This is a genomic window from Clostridium sp. AF15-41, assembly GCF_003604095.1.
Taxonomy (GTDB): Bacteria; Bacillota; Clostridia; order Lachnospirales; family Lachnospiraceae; genus Coprococcus.
In genome coordinates, this window is sequence record NZ_QTMQ01000017.1 from 1 (window position 1) to 16698 (window position 16698).

18 protein-coding genes are annotated in these 16698 nt (G+C 40.7%); 1 reads left to right on the plus strand and 17 read right to left on the minus strand.

Annotated elements, in window-relative coordinates:
• The 14 genes from DWW43_RS10730 to proS all read right to left on the minus strand — a co-directional run.
• Positions 1-425: hypothetical protein (locus DWW43_RS10730; protein ID WP_119963552.1), on the minus strand; the 425-nt coding region annotated here is incomplete at its 3' end.
• 64 nt (positions 426-489) lie between these two features.
• Positions 490-981: a hypothetical protein gene (locus tag DWW43_RS10735; protein ID WP_119963553.1), complete on the minus strand. Its 492-nt coding sequence runs from the start codon at positions 979-981 to the stop codon at positions 490-492.
• 139 nt (positions 982-1120) lie between these two features.
• Complete coding sequence (locus tag DWW43_RS10740; protein ID WP_119963554.1) at positions 1121-2488, minus strand: MATE family efflux transporter; 1368 nt, start codon at positions 2486-2488, stop codon at positions 1121-1123.
• Between the two features lie 317 nt (positions 2489-2805).
• Entirely contained in the window at positions 2806-3207 is a 402-nt protein-coding gene (locus DWW43_RS10745; RefSeq protein ID WP_119963555.1) for an HI0074 family nucleotidyltransferase substrate-binding subunit, read from the minus strand.
• A complete protein-coding gene (locus DWW43_RS10750; RefSeq protein WP_165853067.1) occupies positions 3191-3460 on the minus strand; it encodes a nucleotidyltransferase domain-containing protein in 270 nt (89 codons plus the stop codon). Before DWW43_RS10750 ends, DWW43_RS10745 begins: the two co-directional genes overlap by 17 nt.
• A 72-nt stretch (positions 3461-3532) precedes the next feature.
• Entirely contained in the window at positions 3533-4489 is a 957-nt protein-coding gene (locus tag DWW43_RS10755) for a hypothetical protein (protein ID WP_243104475.1), read from the minus strand.
• Between the two features lie 111 nt (positions 4490-4600).
• On the minus strand, positions 4601-5221 hold the full coding sequence (locus DWW43_RS10760; RefSeq protein WP_119963556.1) for a DUF6796 family protein: 621 nt from the start codon (positions 5219-5221) through the stop codon (positions 4601-4603).
• A 112-nt stretch (positions 5222-5333) separates the two neighbouring features.
• Positions 5334-6134, minus strand: a complete 801-nt coding sequence (locus DWW43_RS10765; protein ID WP_021944240.1) for an MBL fold metallo-hydrolase — start codon at positions 6132-6134, stop codon at positions 5334-5336.
• Between the two features lie 6 nt (positions 6135-6140).
• On the minus strand, positions 6141-6788 hold the full coding sequence (locus DWW43_RS10770) for an esterase (RefSeq protein WP_119963557.1): 648 nt from the start codon (positions 6786-6788) through the stop codon (positions 6141-6143).
• A 113-nt stretch (positions 6789-6901) separates the two neighbouring features.
• Positions 6902-8002 (minus strand): hypothetical protein, encoded by a 1101-nt coding sequence (locus DWW43_RS10775; RefSeq protein WP_119963558.1) that lies wholly within the window; start codon positions 8000-8002, stop codon positions 6902-6904.
• 30 nt (positions 8003-8032) lie between these two features.
• Complete coding sequence (locus DWW43_RS10780) at positions 8033-8317, minus strand: antibiotic biosynthesis monooxygenase family protein (RefSeq protein ID WP_119963559.1); 285 nt, start codon at positions 8315-8317, stop codon at positions 8033-8035.
• Positions 8318-8432: 115 nt separating this feature from the next.
• Complete coding sequence (locus DWW43_RS10785; protein WP_117807987.1) at positions 8433-8795, minus strand: VOC family protein; 363 nt, start codon at positions 8793-8795, stop codon at positions 8433-8435.
• A 288-nt stretch (positions 8796-9083) separates the two neighbouring features.
• Positions 9084-10424 (minus strand): CCA tRNA nucleotidyltransferase, encoded by a 1341-nt coding sequence (locus tag DWW43_RS10790; RefSeq protein ID WP_119963560.1) that lies wholly within the window; start codon positions 10422-10424, stop codon positions 9084-9086.
• Between the two features lie 526 nt (positions 10425-10950).
• Positions 10951-12387 carry a proline--tRNA ligase gene (proS, locus tag DWW43_RS10795; RefSeq protein ID WP_117784559.1) on the minus strand — a complete coding sequence of 479 codons (1437 nt, stop codon included), beginning with the start codon at positions 12385-12387 and terminating at the stop codon, positions 10951-10953.
• A 278-nt stretch (positions 12388-12665) separates the two neighbouring features.
• On the opposite strand from proS, the gene DWW43_RS10800 reads away from it, so the two are divergent.
• Positions 12666-13343, plus strand: a complete 678-nt coding sequence (locus DWW43_RS10800) for a hypothetical protein (RefSeq protein ID WP_119963561.1) — start codon at positions 12666-12668, stop codon at positions 13341-13343.
• Positions 13344-13492: 149 nt separating this feature from the next.
• Here the strand turns inward: DWW43_RS10800 and DWW43_RS10805 are convergent, their stop codons facing one another.
• The 3 genes from DWW43_RS10805 to DWW43_RS10815 all read right to left on the minus strand — a co-directional run bounded on the left by DWW43_RS10805 (position 13493) and on the right by DWW43_RS10815 (position 16540).
• Positions 13493-14194 (minus strand): RluA family pseudouridine synthase, encoded by a 702-nt coding sequence (locus DWW43_RS10805; protein WP_119963562.1) that lies wholly within the window; start codon positions 14192-14194, stop codon positions 13493-13495.
• Between the two features lie 77 nt (positions 14195-14271).
• Positions 14272-14961: a response regulator transcription factor gene (locus tag DWW43_RS10810; protein ID WP_008399752.1), complete on the minus strand. Its 690-nt coding sequence runs from the start codon at positions 14959-14961 to the stop codon at positions 14272-14274.
• A complete protein-coding gene (locus DWW43_RS10815; RefSeq protein ID WP_119963563.1) occupies positions 14939-16540 on the minus strand; it encodes a HAMP domain-containing sensor histidine kinase in 1602 nt (533 codons plus the stop codon). Before DWW43_RS10815 ends, DWW43_RS10810 begins: the two co-directional genes overlap by 23 nt.
• Between the last annotated feature and the right edge of the window lie 158 nt (positions 16541-16698).

Below are 16698 nucleotides of genomic sequence, written 5' to 3' on the forward strand. Positions count from 1 at the left end.
ATCTGGCATCTGTGTAACATATGTTTGACAAACCTACAATATTTTGATGCCTGGCTTGCTATACTTTCCTGCACTTTTTTATCCTGTACCTCATCTGTAAATAATGTACATTTTTTATTTGCATGTGCCTTCACCATAAACGGCGAGTCAAATACCGCAGTTACCATCTCGTTTACAACATCGGGATCGATCTTATCCGGCTCTGCTTTATGTAAGGAGAAGACAAATGCTGCAATATACAGATTCATTTCCAATGAACTTCCCCCTATGTCCGGGGTTCTCAAAAGCATCGCCTTGAATTCACGTTTTACCTTTTTCTTATAGTCTTTCATATCCATATCCGGATTTATCTCTGCAAGTCTGGCTAAGGCTGATTTAAAACATAACAATTCTACTGCTTTTGCATAAATTCCGTATTTCAGCATACTTATCATCTATCCTTTCGTTTTCCAATGGCTCTTATTTCTTCAGGATCTGTGCGATCTCACTTTAAAAAAGTGTACAGATCCATGCAACTACAGCACAGATCGGAATATAAATAATGAAATGTAATATGTGTGTCTTCTTGTTATATCCGAACATATGCGGACCCACAACACCTTTCAGTTCCGGGTAGAAATGTGGGAAGAAGTTCGAATGACAGAGAAGCACCCAGTCAAAAAAGCAGATATCATAGATCTCCATACAATAAAGCATGATAAGGAATCGTGCAAAGAAATTTAAAAATCCATAATCATTTTTTACACCATCCCATACGCCTAGAACAACCGCACCTATAAACATAAGAAGTGCGATTACTTCTATGATCCAGCCGATTGCATGTGCACCACGGAACCGCTCTTTTGAATCTGGAATGGCTTCCAGATTCTCCTTTGGTGCAGACGAGAAAAACCTCTTATCCTGAATAAAACCGACTCCTCCATATAAAATGAGGAAATACGCCACCCAGATCATAACCGTTGCAACTATCGTTATCACCATTTTACTCTCAACCTCCTAAGTACTTTAAGTTAGTTCTATCTAACGATTATTATAGCATACTGACTTATGATTACAAGCCACTTTCCCCTTATAATTCCTTATATAAAAAGATGGGAGCCTGTGCTCCCACCTTCATAACCTAACTTAATTTTTCTACCTTGTTTCTCTGTATTCTCTTCAAAAATACATATCCCACTAAGCATGAGACAAATTCCGTAATTGGGAACGCCCACCAGATCAACGAAACACCCATCTGGTCATTTCTTACAAAAACAGAAAAAATAGCTGCCAATGGCAATATGATCACAAGCTGTCTGAGAAGTGATATGACAAGCGACTCAAGACCGCCATTCAATGCCTGATAGATTCCCTGATATGCCACATTGATTCCGGCAAATACAAAACTGATCGAGATAATTCTCATTGCACCGATAAAATACGCTCTTGACTGACCTGCATTGAACAGCGAGGCAAAGGCATTTGGAAAAATCTCTGTGATGAGAACGCCCAGGATCATCAATGCTATGGTATAAATAAGACCATAGCGGATTCCATCTTTGATCCTTTTCTTGCTTCCCATGCCATATGCAAAAGCTATGATCGGCGTGATTGCATCTCTCAGTCCAAATGCAAGGAACAATACAAACTGCTGCACCTTATAAAACAATCCATATGCCGTCTGGGCGGAAGGATTGAATTTTAAAATAAGATTCATCGCATAAACCATAATTGACATAAGTGCCTGTGCAATGATTGCAGGAAGACCAATGGAATAGATTTCTTTCATAGTTCTGGCACTCGGCTTCATATGTTTTATTCCATGTTCAAATTCCTTATTTAACTTCAGATGAAATACCAGAAGCAAACCGGCAGATACGATCTGTCCTATGACGGTAGCATATGCGGCTCCCGCTACTCCCATTTCCGGAACAGGTCCAATACCATAGATCATGATCGGGTCAAGAATAATATTTATAACAGCTCCCGCAACCTGACCGATTGTTGAATAAAGGGAACGTCCTGTTGCCTGCAATAATTTTTCAAATAATGAAAAGAAGATAATGCCAAAGGACAACACACAGCATATCCGCAAATATGTTGTTCCCATCGAGATAACTTCCGGGTCAACGGTCTGGGATGAGATGTAGGCTTTCACTCCAAAGATACCAAATAACAGACATACCACATAAATAATTCCACCAAGGAATAAGCTGTTGCCTGCAACTCTTGCTGCTTTTTTCGTATCTCTCTGTCCAAGTGTCATGGCAAGAAGTGCATTTGTTCCTACACCTGTTCCGATTCCCACAGCCACCATAAGCATCTGAACCGGAAATACCAGTGTGAGTGCATTTAATGCTGCTTCACTCCCCACCTTCATATTGCCTACAAATGCACTGTCCACGATATTATAGACCGCCTGTAATGCCATCGACAGGATCATCGGTATTCCCATCTGAACCATCAGCTTATTTACCGGCATCTCCCTCATCTTATTACTTTCCGCCATCTTAATTTAATCCTCCTTTTTTCACATAAAAAAAGTGTGTACTTATCTTATAAGTTGGACTTACGCTGATAAGCTACACACTTTTTAATGGCAATATATAATTAAAAAAACGAGCAGCAAAACTGGATTTACGCATGTTTGCTACTCGTTCAAGACGTTATTATATTTCTCATTTTCGAAAAAGTCAAACGAAAAATTGGGATGGCTTTAATCCGACAATCCATGTCCTCACGACTCTTTAATTCCAGCCTTTAACTTTTCCACAAAATAAAAATGCCAGCGCATCCCTGCACTGACATTTTTATTTTTGTCTTATTTTATCCGATCAACTGCTTTACTACATTTTCAAAATCATAAAACAGATCAATGTATGTCTCTACAATTTTATCACAATGTGTTTTTACAATCTCACAATCATAATCATGCGCAAGCTCGTTTCTCACTTTCAGCATTTCCATCCAGTCATCATCCGAGATCAGATTTGCCTTATAAGCTTCCCTTAGTACCTCCCTTGGTGAACCTGTTACAAATCCTGTGATCGCATAATACTGCACCAATATATCTTTCATGACCTTCCATGCCAGATCAAATGTAATACTAAACTTTGCACTGGTTCCGCTTAACACAAAAGAATCCGAAAGATCTCTCTGCCTTGCCTCCGACAATGCATCCAGTGAATTGCAGAAAGATAAAAACCGTCTGTTAAATTTCTCGTCCATATTGCCTGATATCCTCCAATAATAACCGATTCCTACAGGTATCCATATTCACTAAATCCACACTGAAAAGTGTTGGCAATTCTTCCACTTTTTCAACAAGTGATTCAAAGTTATCCACACCCGAAACAGCAATATCAATATCGCTTCTTTCCATCGCTGTACCTTTTGCCCTTGAACCATATAATATTACTTCTTTTGCATGAAAACTCCTGCACAGCTTTGCAACTTCCTGCATAACTTCTTCTGCTCTCACGAATGCCACCTACCTTGTCTTACCCATATAGCCTTATATTAACATTACAGGCTCTGATTCGCAATTGCTCCGTTAAAAAAGATCCAGCATATTATCCAGATAGACAGCCTCCCGAACGTGCAGTTGATATTCCGGTTTTGTCATATAATAAAGCAAAAATTCCAGGACCAACGCACTGCCAAGACTCCGCCCCTCAATCTTAAAATGAGAAAATCCCATCGGCAGATATGTTTCTTTTATATCATTGATTCCGATAAATCCCGGATTTGTCATTGCCTTTGAAAAACGATAACCGCCCATGACATCTGAAGCCGTACACTCATGCTCTGGGCAATCCTCTCCAAGATTCTTGCGACTGACCGTTTCATAACATTTGCGTCTGTCCTTACACCCAAAGGAACAACATTCATTACACAGGAATTCCACTTTATCCCTCTGCGACTGTGTCAGTTTTTCCCATTTGTCCCATGCCTTATTCAATCGGAAATCCGGCACAACATAACGGAAATCTTCCCGATCTGTCTCCTTTACCAACTCCTCAAAATCTGTCAGAACCTTTGTAGTCGATGATACAAAATAAAAATCCGGATACTGCTTTTTTAGGTAATCTAACAACAGCTCCGAATGGACGATCACCCCATTTTCTGCCTTTCCGTTTTTCTCAAATAATCTGCAAAGATCGTTACATCTCTTATCTGTCAGATGCTTCTCGCAAAGCAGCGAGTTACTGAAGGTCAGCCGGGCTGAGATTCCATACTCGTCCATCAATTCCCGAACATCCTCCGGATCACAATCACCATATCCAACACGTCCGCCACCCCACAGGCAGTCCGCCGGAGCACCATAGATTGAACCGATCTCACACCAGTCATAGAAATATTCTCTGTGCTCACGGAACAATGGCAGAAAGATACGATACAGCTCATAGAATTCGAACAGTCCCGGCAAATGATAATATGCTGTTTTATCTGTATGAATACATGCGTTTTTCGGTGCTTTACTAAATGTAATTGTAAATGGCTTCTGCATATATTACCTCATTTTATACTTTTTTTATATTTTCCTTTATTTTATACTTTTTTACAAGATAATTTCTATAAAGTAAGAACGCCAATAGTTCCCGGCTCTCGAACGTGACCATTATATAAGAAAAAGCAACCCGGCAAACATGATCACCCCGATTACATTTGCTTTTGCCGGAAGTTTTGTTGGCAGGATCACGATTGCAAGCGGCAGCAGATTAAAAATACATGCCCATGCCGGAAGTGAAGTTTTTCCTGTCACAACAGCAATAAAAAATGCTGCCGCAAATACCAACATTCCCAGATATCCCAGATACATCGTATAACAGGTTGTCTTAAAGAAATCCCATACCGCGTGCAGAGCTTCTTCTGTCAGATTTAATTTTACAAAAAACCATTCAACCAGACAACAGAACAGATGATGCAATGCAAGATTGATAAACATGACAAGTGTTGATATCAGCATGATCAGATAATATGTTTCTGAATACTGCTGCATCCAGTCACAAAGAGCTATGTATCCGAATATCTCAAGCGTCATTGCACACACGCCCAACAACATCGCAACCGACAGATTCTTCAGTGGCATTCCATGAAAGGCTACCTTGGATTTTTCATAATCCTTAAAATTTGTCAGATCGACTTTTCCATTTGGAGCATATGTCAGAAATCCATCTGAAATCCCACACAATATATGCCCGATCAATGCCATCACCATAAATATTTTCCACTGTAACATAATATCTATTCTCCTTTATAAAAAAAATATGCCAATGCAGTTAGTCTCTGCTAACTATATTAGCATATTCTTCATCAACCATGCAAATGCTTTCGCCGTCCGGATCACCATATTAAATTATAAACGTTTCCAGATCATCCGGGATCAGAAGATTCCCACTGAAATATTTTCTTCCTTCTTCATAATACAATTCTTTTCGATGTGAAAGATTCCGATCCTCTGTATGATACAGCAGCAGATTTTTCACATGCAATTCTTCTGCAAACTCACAGGCATTTTTCACTGTTGAATGATGCTTCTCGTATGGATGGAATATATCCGCCTGACCATCCAGACAAAATGCTTCGTGCAACAACCATGTACTGTTCTCTGCATACTTCTTTTCACATGGATTGTATGGTTCATCTCCGCAGCAGGTTAATCTCTCTCCATCTCCCAGTTCCATGCAGAAACCGAACTGTTTCGCTTTTGTGGATTGGATATCAAAAAATGTAACCCGTTTATTCAAAATTTCAACAGACTCTCCATTTTTAACTGCTATCAGATGCAGCCGTTTACCGATAAAATCTGTCTCTTTCTTTGGCAGAAGTTTTCTGGCCAGATCAAGCAGCAGATCAATGACTTCATCATGTGCATATATCACAGCTTCGCCTTCATATTCGCCCTGCTTCATATGCTGGCATATCATACGGATCATCCATATGATACCCGTAATGTGATCGATATGTTTATGTGTCACAAAGATAGTTCTAACCTCTTTCCAGTCAATTCCGGCATGCTTTAACTGATGCAGAATGGCACTTCCACCGCCACCATCCACCATAAAATATTCCTCATTTTCCTGCAACACAAAACAGGTGTTATAACATTCCGTAACAAGTGCACTTCCTGTTCCAAGCATCGTAACATTCATAAAGTATCACCTTCCTCTGATCGTTCCTTTTGTTCGTTCCATCACCCATGCAAATGCTTTCGCCGTACGGATTCCCGGTTCTTTAAAATGATTTCCCTGATTCCATTCCAGTATACTGTCAATCTCCTGCTCCTGTAGCCATCCATACAATTCCCGGATACAATCGCCTACCGCAGCCATAACCTGATTCTTCGTTCTTTCTTCCCGATCACCAAGACTCAGATAAACAACCGGGCTTGCAATCCCATATTCTTTCACATACGAAAGAAATCCCGGAAACCAAACTGATGGGGATGCTGACGCTATCCCGGCAAACCTGTCCGTCTGGCAGGATGCCCAAAGTGCAAACAGCCCCGCAAGGGAATATCCACCAAGATAATAAGTCTTACTTTCATCCTTACACAATTCCAATATCTGTGCCAGTAACGCCGACGCACCCTCACCAAAATCTTCATTTCCAAATACAGCAGGGGCTCTCCACGGAGACAGATCCTGATTCCAGCTATCTACTTTAACTGCGACCATCTGAAATTCCAGAGAAGTCCTCTTCTTTATCTCTGAAACCTCATTTTCTATATCATGCACATCATGATCTCCCACTGGTTGAATCAATACAATATTTGCTTCCGGATCACCATATTTATATACAACCATTTTTGCTCTCCAAATTTAAGTATATTATTATAATATCTGAAACATCACCACTCCGCAAACACATAATATACTTCCCTTTCTCCTGAAATACCGGACAAAATAACGCTATCTGATCAAGGCACGTCGATTATATTGCTGACTCTGATATACGTTCCATTTATATATGCCTCAAGCCAGATCGATGTATCCGGATATGTATATTCTGCCGGCAGCTGCAATTCACCTTCTGCTGCTCTGTCCAAAAGAAGCGAACCATCCCGCTCAATATGCCAGCCCAGATTATCATATCCTTCAACTTCATCTCTTATGATCACGCCATTTTCATAAGTCAGGGTAAATGCTTCAACAACCGGTGTTTCTGCAATTAACTGATATCTGTGTGAAAAATACCGGATACTTCCAAATCTTCCGTTTTCCTTTTTATACACAACCGTTGCATCGCAGTCTCTGAAATTAATACCGGCTTCCCTGCCAACGATCGAGCCGGTTTCAGGTCCGGGTGTTCCAACCATACCTGATACATTTACATTTATCCAGTCTTCAGAACCATAAATTTCTCCGCCTGCAATTCCTACATACGTTCCTCCGGACACATATGCCTTTTCAAAAGTGATATTCTTCATCTGCAAGGAATAAGAATATCCTACAAATCCGCAATGTCCACCGTATTTTGTATCTATATGCATATTTTTTATTATATGATTTTGTCCATCTATAAGCCCCACAAATGTAGTGTACTCAAGATATCTATCTGGTCTGTACCATCCGCCCATCGGAACCCATTCCAGACCGTCAAGATCTATATCCGCCTCAAGGTAGAGTTCCACGGAATCATTATACCCTTTAACTGCATTGACATAATACACAACACCAGCCAGTTGTTCCTTTGTTTCTACATGAAACACGGGAGCATTTTCTAATGCCCAGTCCGTGTCTGCAATCTCCATGATTGAGCCGGTATCCCCATAATTTTCCCAGTCTGTTTTTGTCGGATCATAGTCCTTGTTGTTATAGGTTTTCAAGTTACCTCGTCCGGCAGCATACTCCGGATCTGGATACGGATAGTCCCCATAAACACTGTCCTCTGAGTCTGCATATGAATATTCTTCATAAGTACTGTCTTCCCGATTTGTATCTGTATAATTCTCGTATATTGATTTTGGAATAAATATGCCGAAAAGCACTCCGAATAAAATTATAAATATTTTCCACATAGTAATTTCCCCTTTCCCATTATATAAACCCTATCTTTTTGTTACTACTGTATCAAAGACATATTTTTCTTTTATCTGCTTTAACATCTCCATATGCGGCATCTGCAAATGCTTCTGCTGATCCTCCTCCGATTCCCATTCCTCTACGAGCAGCAGTTTGTCCGGATCTTCGACATCCTCATAATAATTATATGACACACATCCTTTTTCCTTCCGAATCTGATCTAAAATCCCGGATGCCATCACAGCCTCAACAAATTTCCCTCTCATCCCTGATTGTATTGTATATCTGACAAGCAAAACGATGTTTCTCATTTTTTCTCTCCTGTTATTTATAATTTTATTAGTCCTTCCTAACCTCCGTAATTATAGCATGCCTTTATTAAATTATAAATTTTCCGCCGCCTGTAATCTCCTTGTCTGTTTCCGGTTACGTCGGCGTCCCAACCTCGATCAGATTTCCATCCAGATCATAGAAACGAACCACCTTCTGTCCCCAACTGTGAACCATAAGTGGATTTACATATTCAATCGACGGATATAACCGCTCCAGCTTTTCAACAAAAGCTTCGATATCCCGCTCCTCAAAATATAGCTCGGCGGAATTATTGTGGGATATCACATCTCTTTTAAGAAAATCTTTCCATATCCTCTCATCCTGCAATACTAATCCTTCCGTCAGAATCAGATTTCCGTCATTATCTAATATTGGTTCGAGTCCAAACAGATCATGGTAAAATTGCTTTGACCGTTCAATATCTTTCACAACAATTAACACATTCCTCAGTCTCATTCCACACCTCCATATTTTTATCTGTTTTAAATGATCTCCGGTCTTTCACATAAAATGTCACATTTGCCTCCGGATCTGTGCCCGGTATATTCACCCGCCCGGCATATGGATCACGCAAAAACTGCCATATTCCGTAGTAAAATACGGCAGAGATGAAGCATTGACCAACTCGTCCTTCGGACTCAAACAGGCACTCGTATTTACCGGCACTATGCATCTCATTACGAAATCTTGGGTAATGTCAATATATAATTAGCTAGATGCAGTTATAATTCTACCTTTATTTTTTTACTTCTTAATATATTTATCTGCCATAGACAACAGCGTTTCTCTGTTGTTCAACTCAGGACTGCCAAGCACCTGATTCAGAAGCTCTTGCAAGATATCGCCGATCTCTTTTCCAGGTTTTACGCCAAGTGCGATCAAATCCTTTCCATTGATGGCAAGCTGTTTAATCGTCAGACAATCTTTCGCATCCGTGATCTCCTGATACAATTTCTCCAGATGCTCGATGCTGCTTCTCCGTTCTTCTAACTTATAATCACTCTGCGCCGCCATATCCGCCCGGCGGATCTTGATATAATAAGGGAAGAAATCTGCTCCCATCCTGCTGAGTGCTTTTCGGAAGGTTGTCTTTTTCAACATCTCCCCTAAACCATAATCATGCCACAGCACCATCTTGCATACCAGATCTGTCGTTTCATTGTCAAACCGCAGTCTGCGAAGCACCTTACGGGCAATCTCTGCCCCCTTCTCATTATGTCCATAGAAATGGTCGATACCATTTTCATCCACAGTATGACATTCCGGCTTTCCCACATCATGAAGCAGCGCAGCCCATCTGCATACTGTAGTTGGCTCAATAACCTTAACTGCTTCCATCGAATGAACTCCTACGTTGTATTTGTGGTATGGATTGTTCTGCGGCTGTTCCATCATTCGGTCAAATTCCGGCAGGATATATGCTGTTATACCTGTCACATATGCTTCCATCAATTTCTCCGGATGCGCAGAAGTCAGCAATTTGTCAAGCTCCACGCGGATACGTTCGGCACTGATATCCTGTAAGAACTGTGCCCGTAGGATCATCGCTTTTCTGGTATCCCTTTCGATCGTGAAATCAAGCTGGCCTGCAAACCGGATTGCCCGAAGGATTCTCAGGGCATCTTCATCAAATCGTGCCAGCGGATCACCGACCGCCTTGATTACCTTATTGTCCAGATCATCCATTCCACCGAACAGATCGATCACACCTGCTGAAGGACTGTATGCCATAGCATTGATCGTAAAATCCCTACGCTTCAAGTCTTCTTCTAAATTTGCAGTAAATTCCACAGAATCCGGTCTTCTGTGATCGGAATATTCTCCATCCACCCGGTAGGTGGTTACTTCATATGCCTCTTTACCAAACATAACCGTAACCGTACCATGCTTAATTCCAGTATCGATCGTCCGTCTGAATAACGCCTTTACCTGTTCCGGTCTTGCTGCTGTCGTAATATCCCAGTCTCCCGGTTCTCTGCCAAGAATACTGTCTCTCACACAGCCACCAACAATATAGGCTTCATATCCGGCAGCTTCCAGTGTCTCTATTACCTTTTTCGCATTCTCCGGCATCCTGATCTCCATATCACAACCTCCTCCTTGGGTATTTCTATGCCTTTCTGTACACAATACCATTACTTTATTTTTTGATAGGGTATCTCTCATCTTCTCTTCTAGTATACCCTATGATCTATCCTTCTCTTGGGTATCACTTCTGTTTCTTAGCTGTCATACCCGCATGACTACCTTCACTTGGGTACCATTTCTGTTTTCTAGCTGTCATACCCACGCGCCTGCCCTTCGGCTGGGTATTAACAAGCTTTTTCATCCAATATACCCTCAAGCGTCATCATCTATGCCATATACTTCATGATTGCGTCATCATCTATGCCATATTTCATGATATCAATTGAAAACAGCATATTCCATCCCAAATATATATTACATTAAAATAGGTGATAACAATCTATTAATATGTTTGTTATCACCTATTGCAAGTATCATAAATTCTGCAAAATCAAATACACTACTTATCTATCATCTGCTAATGGCTGGTCTTTCTTTTATCATACTTTGCCAAAGTATACCATCGTCTTTGCCGATGTTCCTCTTAGTATGCCTTGCCAAAGTATACCATCGTCTTTGCAGGCTTACCGCAATGTACACAGACATCGGACAGATGCTCCTGCTCAAATGGCATACATCTGGTTGTTGCACCGGTCTCATCCTTGATCGCTTCCTCACAGGCTCTGTCGCCACACCACATAGCTTTGATGAATCCTTGCTTTCTTGTCAGAATGTCAGTGAATTCTTCCCAGTTATGAGCCTCATGTGTATTGGCATCTCTGTGAGCAGTTGCCTTTGCAAGCATGTCTGCCTGCATCTTCTCAAGGATCTCCCCAACTGCTTCTGTAATATTATCTAATGACACAACTGTCTTTTCTCTGTTATCACGACGTACGATAACTGCCTGACCAGCTTCGATATCCTTTGGTCCGATCTCGATACGAACCGGAATGCCGCGCATCTCCTGCTCAGAGAATTTCCAGCCTGGGTTCTTATTAGAATCATCCAGCTTAACTGTGAACTTCTCAGAAAGAGCTGCCTTGATCTCCTGTGCCTTTTCAAGAACGCCTTCCTTCTTCTGGTTGATCGGAATGATCATAACCTGTGTAGGAGCGATTCTTGGTGGAAGCACCAGGCCGCTGTCATCACCATGAACCATGATGATCGCGCCGATAATTCTGGTTGACATACCCCATGAAGTCTGGTGTACATACTGTAATTTATTATTTGCGTCTGTATACTGAACGCCAAATGCCTTGGCAAATCCATCTCCGAAATTATGGCTTGTACCGGACTGAAGTGCCTTACCATCATGCATCAGAGCTTCGATCGTATAAGTAGCCTCTGCACCTGCAAACTTCTCTTTATCTGTCTTACGTCCCTTGATCATAGGAATAGCCAGAACCTGCTCACAGAAATCAGCATAGACATTTAACATCTGGATGGTTCTTTCCTCTGCTTCTTCTGCTGTAGCATGTGCCGTATGACCTTCCTGCCATAAGAATTCCATCGAACGAAGGAAAGGTCTGGTTGTCTTTTCCCAACGAACAACTGAACACCACTGGTTATAAACCTTTGGAAGATCTCTATATGAATGAATGATATTCGAATACAGATCACAGAACAGAGTCTCTGATGTAGGTCTTACACATAAACGCTCCGGAAGTGGATCCAAGCCACCCTGTGTTACCCATGCAACTTCAGGTGCAAATCCTTCTACGTGATCCTTCTCCTTCTGAAGAAGACTTTCAGGAATGAACAATGGCATATATACATTTTCTACGCCTATTTCCTTGAATCTTCTGTCGAGTTCCTTCTGTATATTTTCCCAGATGGCATAACCGGCCGGTCGTAAAATCATGCATCCTCTTACACTTGAATAATCTGTAAGCTCTGCTTTCTTTACAACATCTGTGTACCACTGGGCAAAATCTTCGTCCATGGAAGTAATAGCCTCTACTAATTTCTTTTCATTAGCCATCTCAATTTTCTCCTTTATATACTCATAAAATAATTCTATCGTGTAACCTTTTAAATGTGTCTGACATCTATACCTGTCTTTTAAAAAGTTATATACCTTCTGTCATTATATAGATATAGTCCAATATTTTCAAGGGATTTTTGCTTGTTCTCATAGCTTGTTCTCGTGGAATTGTTCTTATAGAATGCAAAATATTTTTTTCTTGCATTTTCTACCATTTGTGTATATAGTATCCATGATAAATTGCGTATAAAAAATATAAAACGAGGGATAAATAAATGAGCGAACAAGAACAGACCCATTCTTCCTTCCATCTGAAAAATGGAACAGACAAGTCTGGCAGACTTCCCATCTCCGAACAATACCTGCAGGAAAAAGAGCTTCCGAATCAGACCGAAGACATCAATACCAAAGGCATGACCGAGACTGCTATCCTGCGGTTAAAATCAACACAGGAACCATCAACAAACAAGACAAATAGTATCGCAGGCTCAAGCTACAGTATCACAGCCTCCTATCAGGATATGATCAAAGATCAGCAGGCATCCCTGTCCAGACAGAGGAAAACGACACATACCTTCAAAGTTATAAAGATAACCATTATCGTTGTTCTGATCCTCACAGCAGCATTTGTCTCAATCTATTTCGTTATGACCCATCTTCCTGAAAAACGGGATGAACGGACAGTTGAAGAAAAACTGTGCGATTCCTTATGGGCAGTAGAGGATCAGGGGAACTTTACCTTCTCAGAAGATATGACCGTCACCGAAAAAGGGCAGACGACACGGACAGGAACCTATGAGATAAATGATCAGAACGTTCTTATTATGACTTTCAAGGACGAAACCATAAGCTACTTAATAGAATATGACAGCGATGGAAATATGCGCTGGGTTCACAGCTATAATGGCTTTGAAGATGTAATCTATCCGACATCTATCCCAAAAGCCAAATAGATATATGTAGTAGACAGATTCAGCTATCAGCATATTTTTCACCCTCAAATTTTATTTGAAAAAGATTAAACCGCCTTCATCCCTTTATTTATCAGGGGTGAAGGCGGTTTTTATCAACACATTTTGTCCTATAGCTTCGGTTTTTATCTCTAAAATTCATCCAGCTCGATAATCTCGAATGCCTTGCCTTCCGGCTCATTCTTAAATACCATGTGTTCTCCTGTCACAGGATGTTCAAATTCCAGCCTGGATGCATGAAGACCGATCTGTTTATAAGATTTTTTTGTCTTCCGGAACTTAGGATTGTACTTTGTATCACCCCAAATGCCTGCTTTTTTACCAGCCATCTGAACACGGATCTGATGTGTTCTGCCTGTGATAAGATTGATCAACACATAGCTTAAGATTCCATCATCTGTCTCCATGACATCTAACACTTCATAATCAAGCTCTGCTAATTTTGCTCCCGGTGTATCTTTATCCACAATCCTTGTGACATTGGTCTGGTTATCATGAATCAGATAATTCGTAATCGTTCCGGCATCATTCGGAAGTTCACCTGTTAAGATCGCCTGATAATATTTGATCATCTCACCATCTTCGCTCTGTTTAGACAATTTTGCCGCAGCTTCTTTATTCTTTGCAAATAACATAATGCCGCCAACCGGTCGATCCAATCTGTGGATCGGAGCCAGATACGGTTCCTCTGTCCGATGCTCTTTCTCAAAGATACGGAGCTTCAACATACTGACCATATTTTCAGAATTCTTCTTATCCGGCTGTGATGGCAGTCCGTATGGCTTCACAGCAACCAATATATCATTATCTTCATATAATACTTCTATCTTCATCTGTTATCTCCTTATCAGAACCTCTTACAATCCAAAGCCCTGATACGCTCTCTCCTGCCTGAATAATTTCTGTCTCACTACATTCTGAATCTGTATCCTACGCCCCATACAGTCTCGATATACTGTGGCTTAGATGTATCAAATTCAATCTTCTCGCGAATCTTCTTAATATGAACCGTTACGGTCGCTATATCCCCGATACTCTCCATATTCCAAATCTTATTGAACAGTTCATCCTTTGAAAATACTTTATTCGGATTGCTTGCAAGGAAGGTCAAAAGATCAAATTCCTTATTTGTAAATACCTTCTCTTCGCCATCCACATAGACACGACGATCAGTTTTATCGATCTTCAAACCACGAATCTCGATCACGTCATTCTGCAATGCAGTTGAACCGATCAATCTCTCATATCTGGAGATATGTGCTTTTACTCTGGCAACCAGTTCGCTTGGACTGAAGGGTTTTGTTACATAATCATCAACACCAAGTCCCAATCCACGAATCTTATCAATATCATTCTTCTTCGCTGTTACCATGATGATCGGAATATCCTTCTTCTCACGAATCTGACGACAGATTTCAAATCCATCCAGATCCGGCAGCATCAGATCAAGCAGGATCAGACTGTAGTCATTCTCCAGTGCCTTATCCAGACCCTTTGCTCCGTTTGTCTCTATTTCGACTTCAAAATCATTTAACTCCAGATAATCTCTCTCCAATTCTGCAATACTAAGTTCATCTTCAATTATCAATATTCTGCTCATCTTTATTTTCCTCCTTGATGTACTTCTTCAATGTGAAATAGATCGTTGTACCCTCGCCTTTCGTACTGGTTGCCCAGATCTTTCCACCATGTTCTTCCACGATCTTCTTACAGATAGCAAGTCCCAGTCCGCTTCCGCCTCTGGAACGTCTTGCATTGTCTGCACGATAGGTTCGGTCAAATATATGCGGCAGGCTCTCTTTATCAATACCCCGTCCATCATCATTGATCGATACCTTGATCATCTTCTCACTTTCCTCTATAGAAATGTCAATATGACCTTCCTCTTTGTCTGTATACTTGATCGCATTCGTAACAACGTTGTTGATAACTCGCTTCAACTGATCCGGATCAACGACAACCTTTACATCTTCTGCACAATAGTTATTATAAGTAAGAGTCATATTATGTGACAACAGATCTGCCCGAACCTCTTCCATACAATCATTAAAATAATCCTTAACTGATACCCTGTGGAATTCATATGGTATCGCATTGTTCGTAATATTTGTATAGAGCGACAGCTCATTAATCAACGCATCCAATTCATTTGCCTTATTATAGATCATCTTCAGATAGCGATCCTGTTTCTCCGGCGTATCTGCCACACCATCCATCAGACCTTCGACATAACCTTTGATCGTCGTGATCGGCGTTTTCAGATCATGGGAAATATTACTGATCAACTCTCTGTTCTCTTCCTCATACTGCATCTTAAGCTCAACAGACTCATTCAAACGTACCCTCATGTCATTAAATGACCGGCATAACTCTCCGATCTCATCTTTTCTGCTGCTGCTCACGTCGACCGGGCTGTTCAAATTTCCTGTACCGATCTCCTCTGCTGCCTCTTTTAATCGTACCAACGGTCGAATAAACTGTGTATATACCAGCGCTGACAATGCCGTCGTCAACACAAGCATGATCAAAAACATCATAAAAATGAAACCCACAAGTGCACTCTTAAACTGGCTGACATAATTACCATAGTAGGTAACCAGAAAAACGCTGATCGGTTTTCCGTCAATCTGATAATCAATCTCATTACACAGATATGCTTGCGGGGTAGTCAACATATATTCATAGGTTTTTCCATTCTCTCCAAATGAGTATGAACCTTGTGCCCCCATATCTTCCACACTGACTTCCGATAAATTGTTATCCTGATCAATGTCTCTTTCACCATTTGTATAAATGGTTCTTTTAGTAAGTAACGAGGATTCCAGTTCCTCTATATCTTTCTGTATTCCGGAATATACAAATTCTCCGTTCAGATAGACGAGAACCGATGTCCTGTAATTTCCAGCTTTCTGATTCAAACTTTCAAAATATTTTTTATCATAAAATTTATTGGGATTTGTCTGCAGATCTTCCTGTACCTCCGACATGATAATCGACAGATTTCTATAGGTCTCCTTGATCGGATCACTAATGGAATATAATGACTGTATACTATATCCATCTCCAAACATTTCTGACAGATAACTTCGTCCGATCACAATCGTTCCTATCACCATGATCAACACGATAAAAATCCAAACCGAAACCAATGCCCATTTAACTTTTTTAATGATCTTCATATGTTTTCCTTTATAAAAAATTTTCAATACCCATCTCGTAATCTTTCTGATTGCTCGATATCTTTTCCTTCGCAATGCTCATCTCGTAATCTTTCTGATTACTCGATGTCTTTTCCTTCGCAATGCTCATCTCGTAATCTTTCTGATTACTCGATGTC

Excerpts from the sequence above, each read along its gene's own strand:
- DWW43_RS10735 (WP_119963553.1), bottom strand. The coding sequence starts at position 981 with ATGGTGATAACGATAGTTGCAACGGTTATGATCTGGGTGGCGTATTTC.
- DWW43_RS10740 (WP_119963554.1), bottom strand. The coding sequence starts at position 2,488 with ATGGCGGAAAGTAATAAGATGAGGGAGATGCCGGTAAATAAGCTGATG.
- DWW43_RS10745 (WP_119963555.1), bottom strand. The coding sequence starts at position 3,207 with ATGGACGAGAAATTTAACAGACGGTTTTTATCTTTCTGCAATTCACTG.
- DWW43_RS10755 (WP_243104475.1), bottom strand. The coding sequence starts at position 4,489 with ATGCAGAAGCCATTTACAATTACATTTAGTAAAGCACCGAAAAACGCA.
- DWW43_RS10760 (WP_119963556.1), bottom strand. The coding sequence starts at position 5,221 with ATGTTACAGTGGAAAATATTTATGGTGATGGCATTGATCGGGCATATA.
- DWW43_RS10765 (WP_021944240.1), bottom strand. The coding sequence starts at position 6,134 with ATGAATGTTACGATGCTTGGAACAGGAAGTGCACTTGTTACGGAATGT.
- DWW43_RS10770 (WP_119963557.1), bottom strand. The coding sequence starts at position 6,788 with ATGGTTGTATATAAATATGGTGATCCGGAAGCAAATATTGTATTGATT.
- DWW43_RS10775 (WP_119963558.1), bottom strand. The coding sequence starts at position 8,002 with ATGTGGAAAATATTTATAATTTTATTCGGAGTGCTTTTCGGCATATTT.
- DWW43_RS10780 (WP_119963559.1), bottom strand. The coding sequence starts at position 8,317 with ATGAGAAACATCGTTTTGCTTGTCAGATATACAATACAATCAGGGATG.
- DWW43_RS10785 (WP_117807987.1), bottom strand. The coding sequence starts at position 8,795 with ATGAGACTGAGGAATGTGTTAATTGTTGTGAAAGATATTGAACGGTCA.
- DWW43_RS10790 (WP_119963560.1), bottom strand. The coding sequence starts at position 10,424 with ATGGAGATCAGGATGCCGGAGAATGCGAAAAAGGTAATAGAGACACTG.
- proS (WP_117784559.1), bottom strand. The coding sequence starts at position 12,387 with ATGGCTAATGAAAAGAAATTAGTAGAGGCTATTACTTCCATGGACGAA.
- DWW43_RS10800 (WP_119963561.1), top strand. The coding sequence starts at position 12,666 with ATGAGCGAACAAGAACAGACCCATTCTTCCTTCCATCTGAAAAATGGA.
- DWW43_RS10805 (WP_119963562.1), bottom strand. The coding sequence starts at position 14,194 with ATGAAGATAGAAGTATTATATGAAGATAATGATATATTGGTTGCTGTG.
- DWW43_RS10810 (WP_008399752.1), bottom strand. The coding sequence starts at position 14,961 with ATGAGCAGAATATTGATAATTGAAGATGAACTTAGTATTGCAGAATTG.
- DWW43_RS10815 (WP_119963563.1), bottom strand. The coding sequence starts at position 16,540 with ATGAAGATCATTAAAAAAGTTAAATGGGCATTGGTTTCGGTTTGGATT.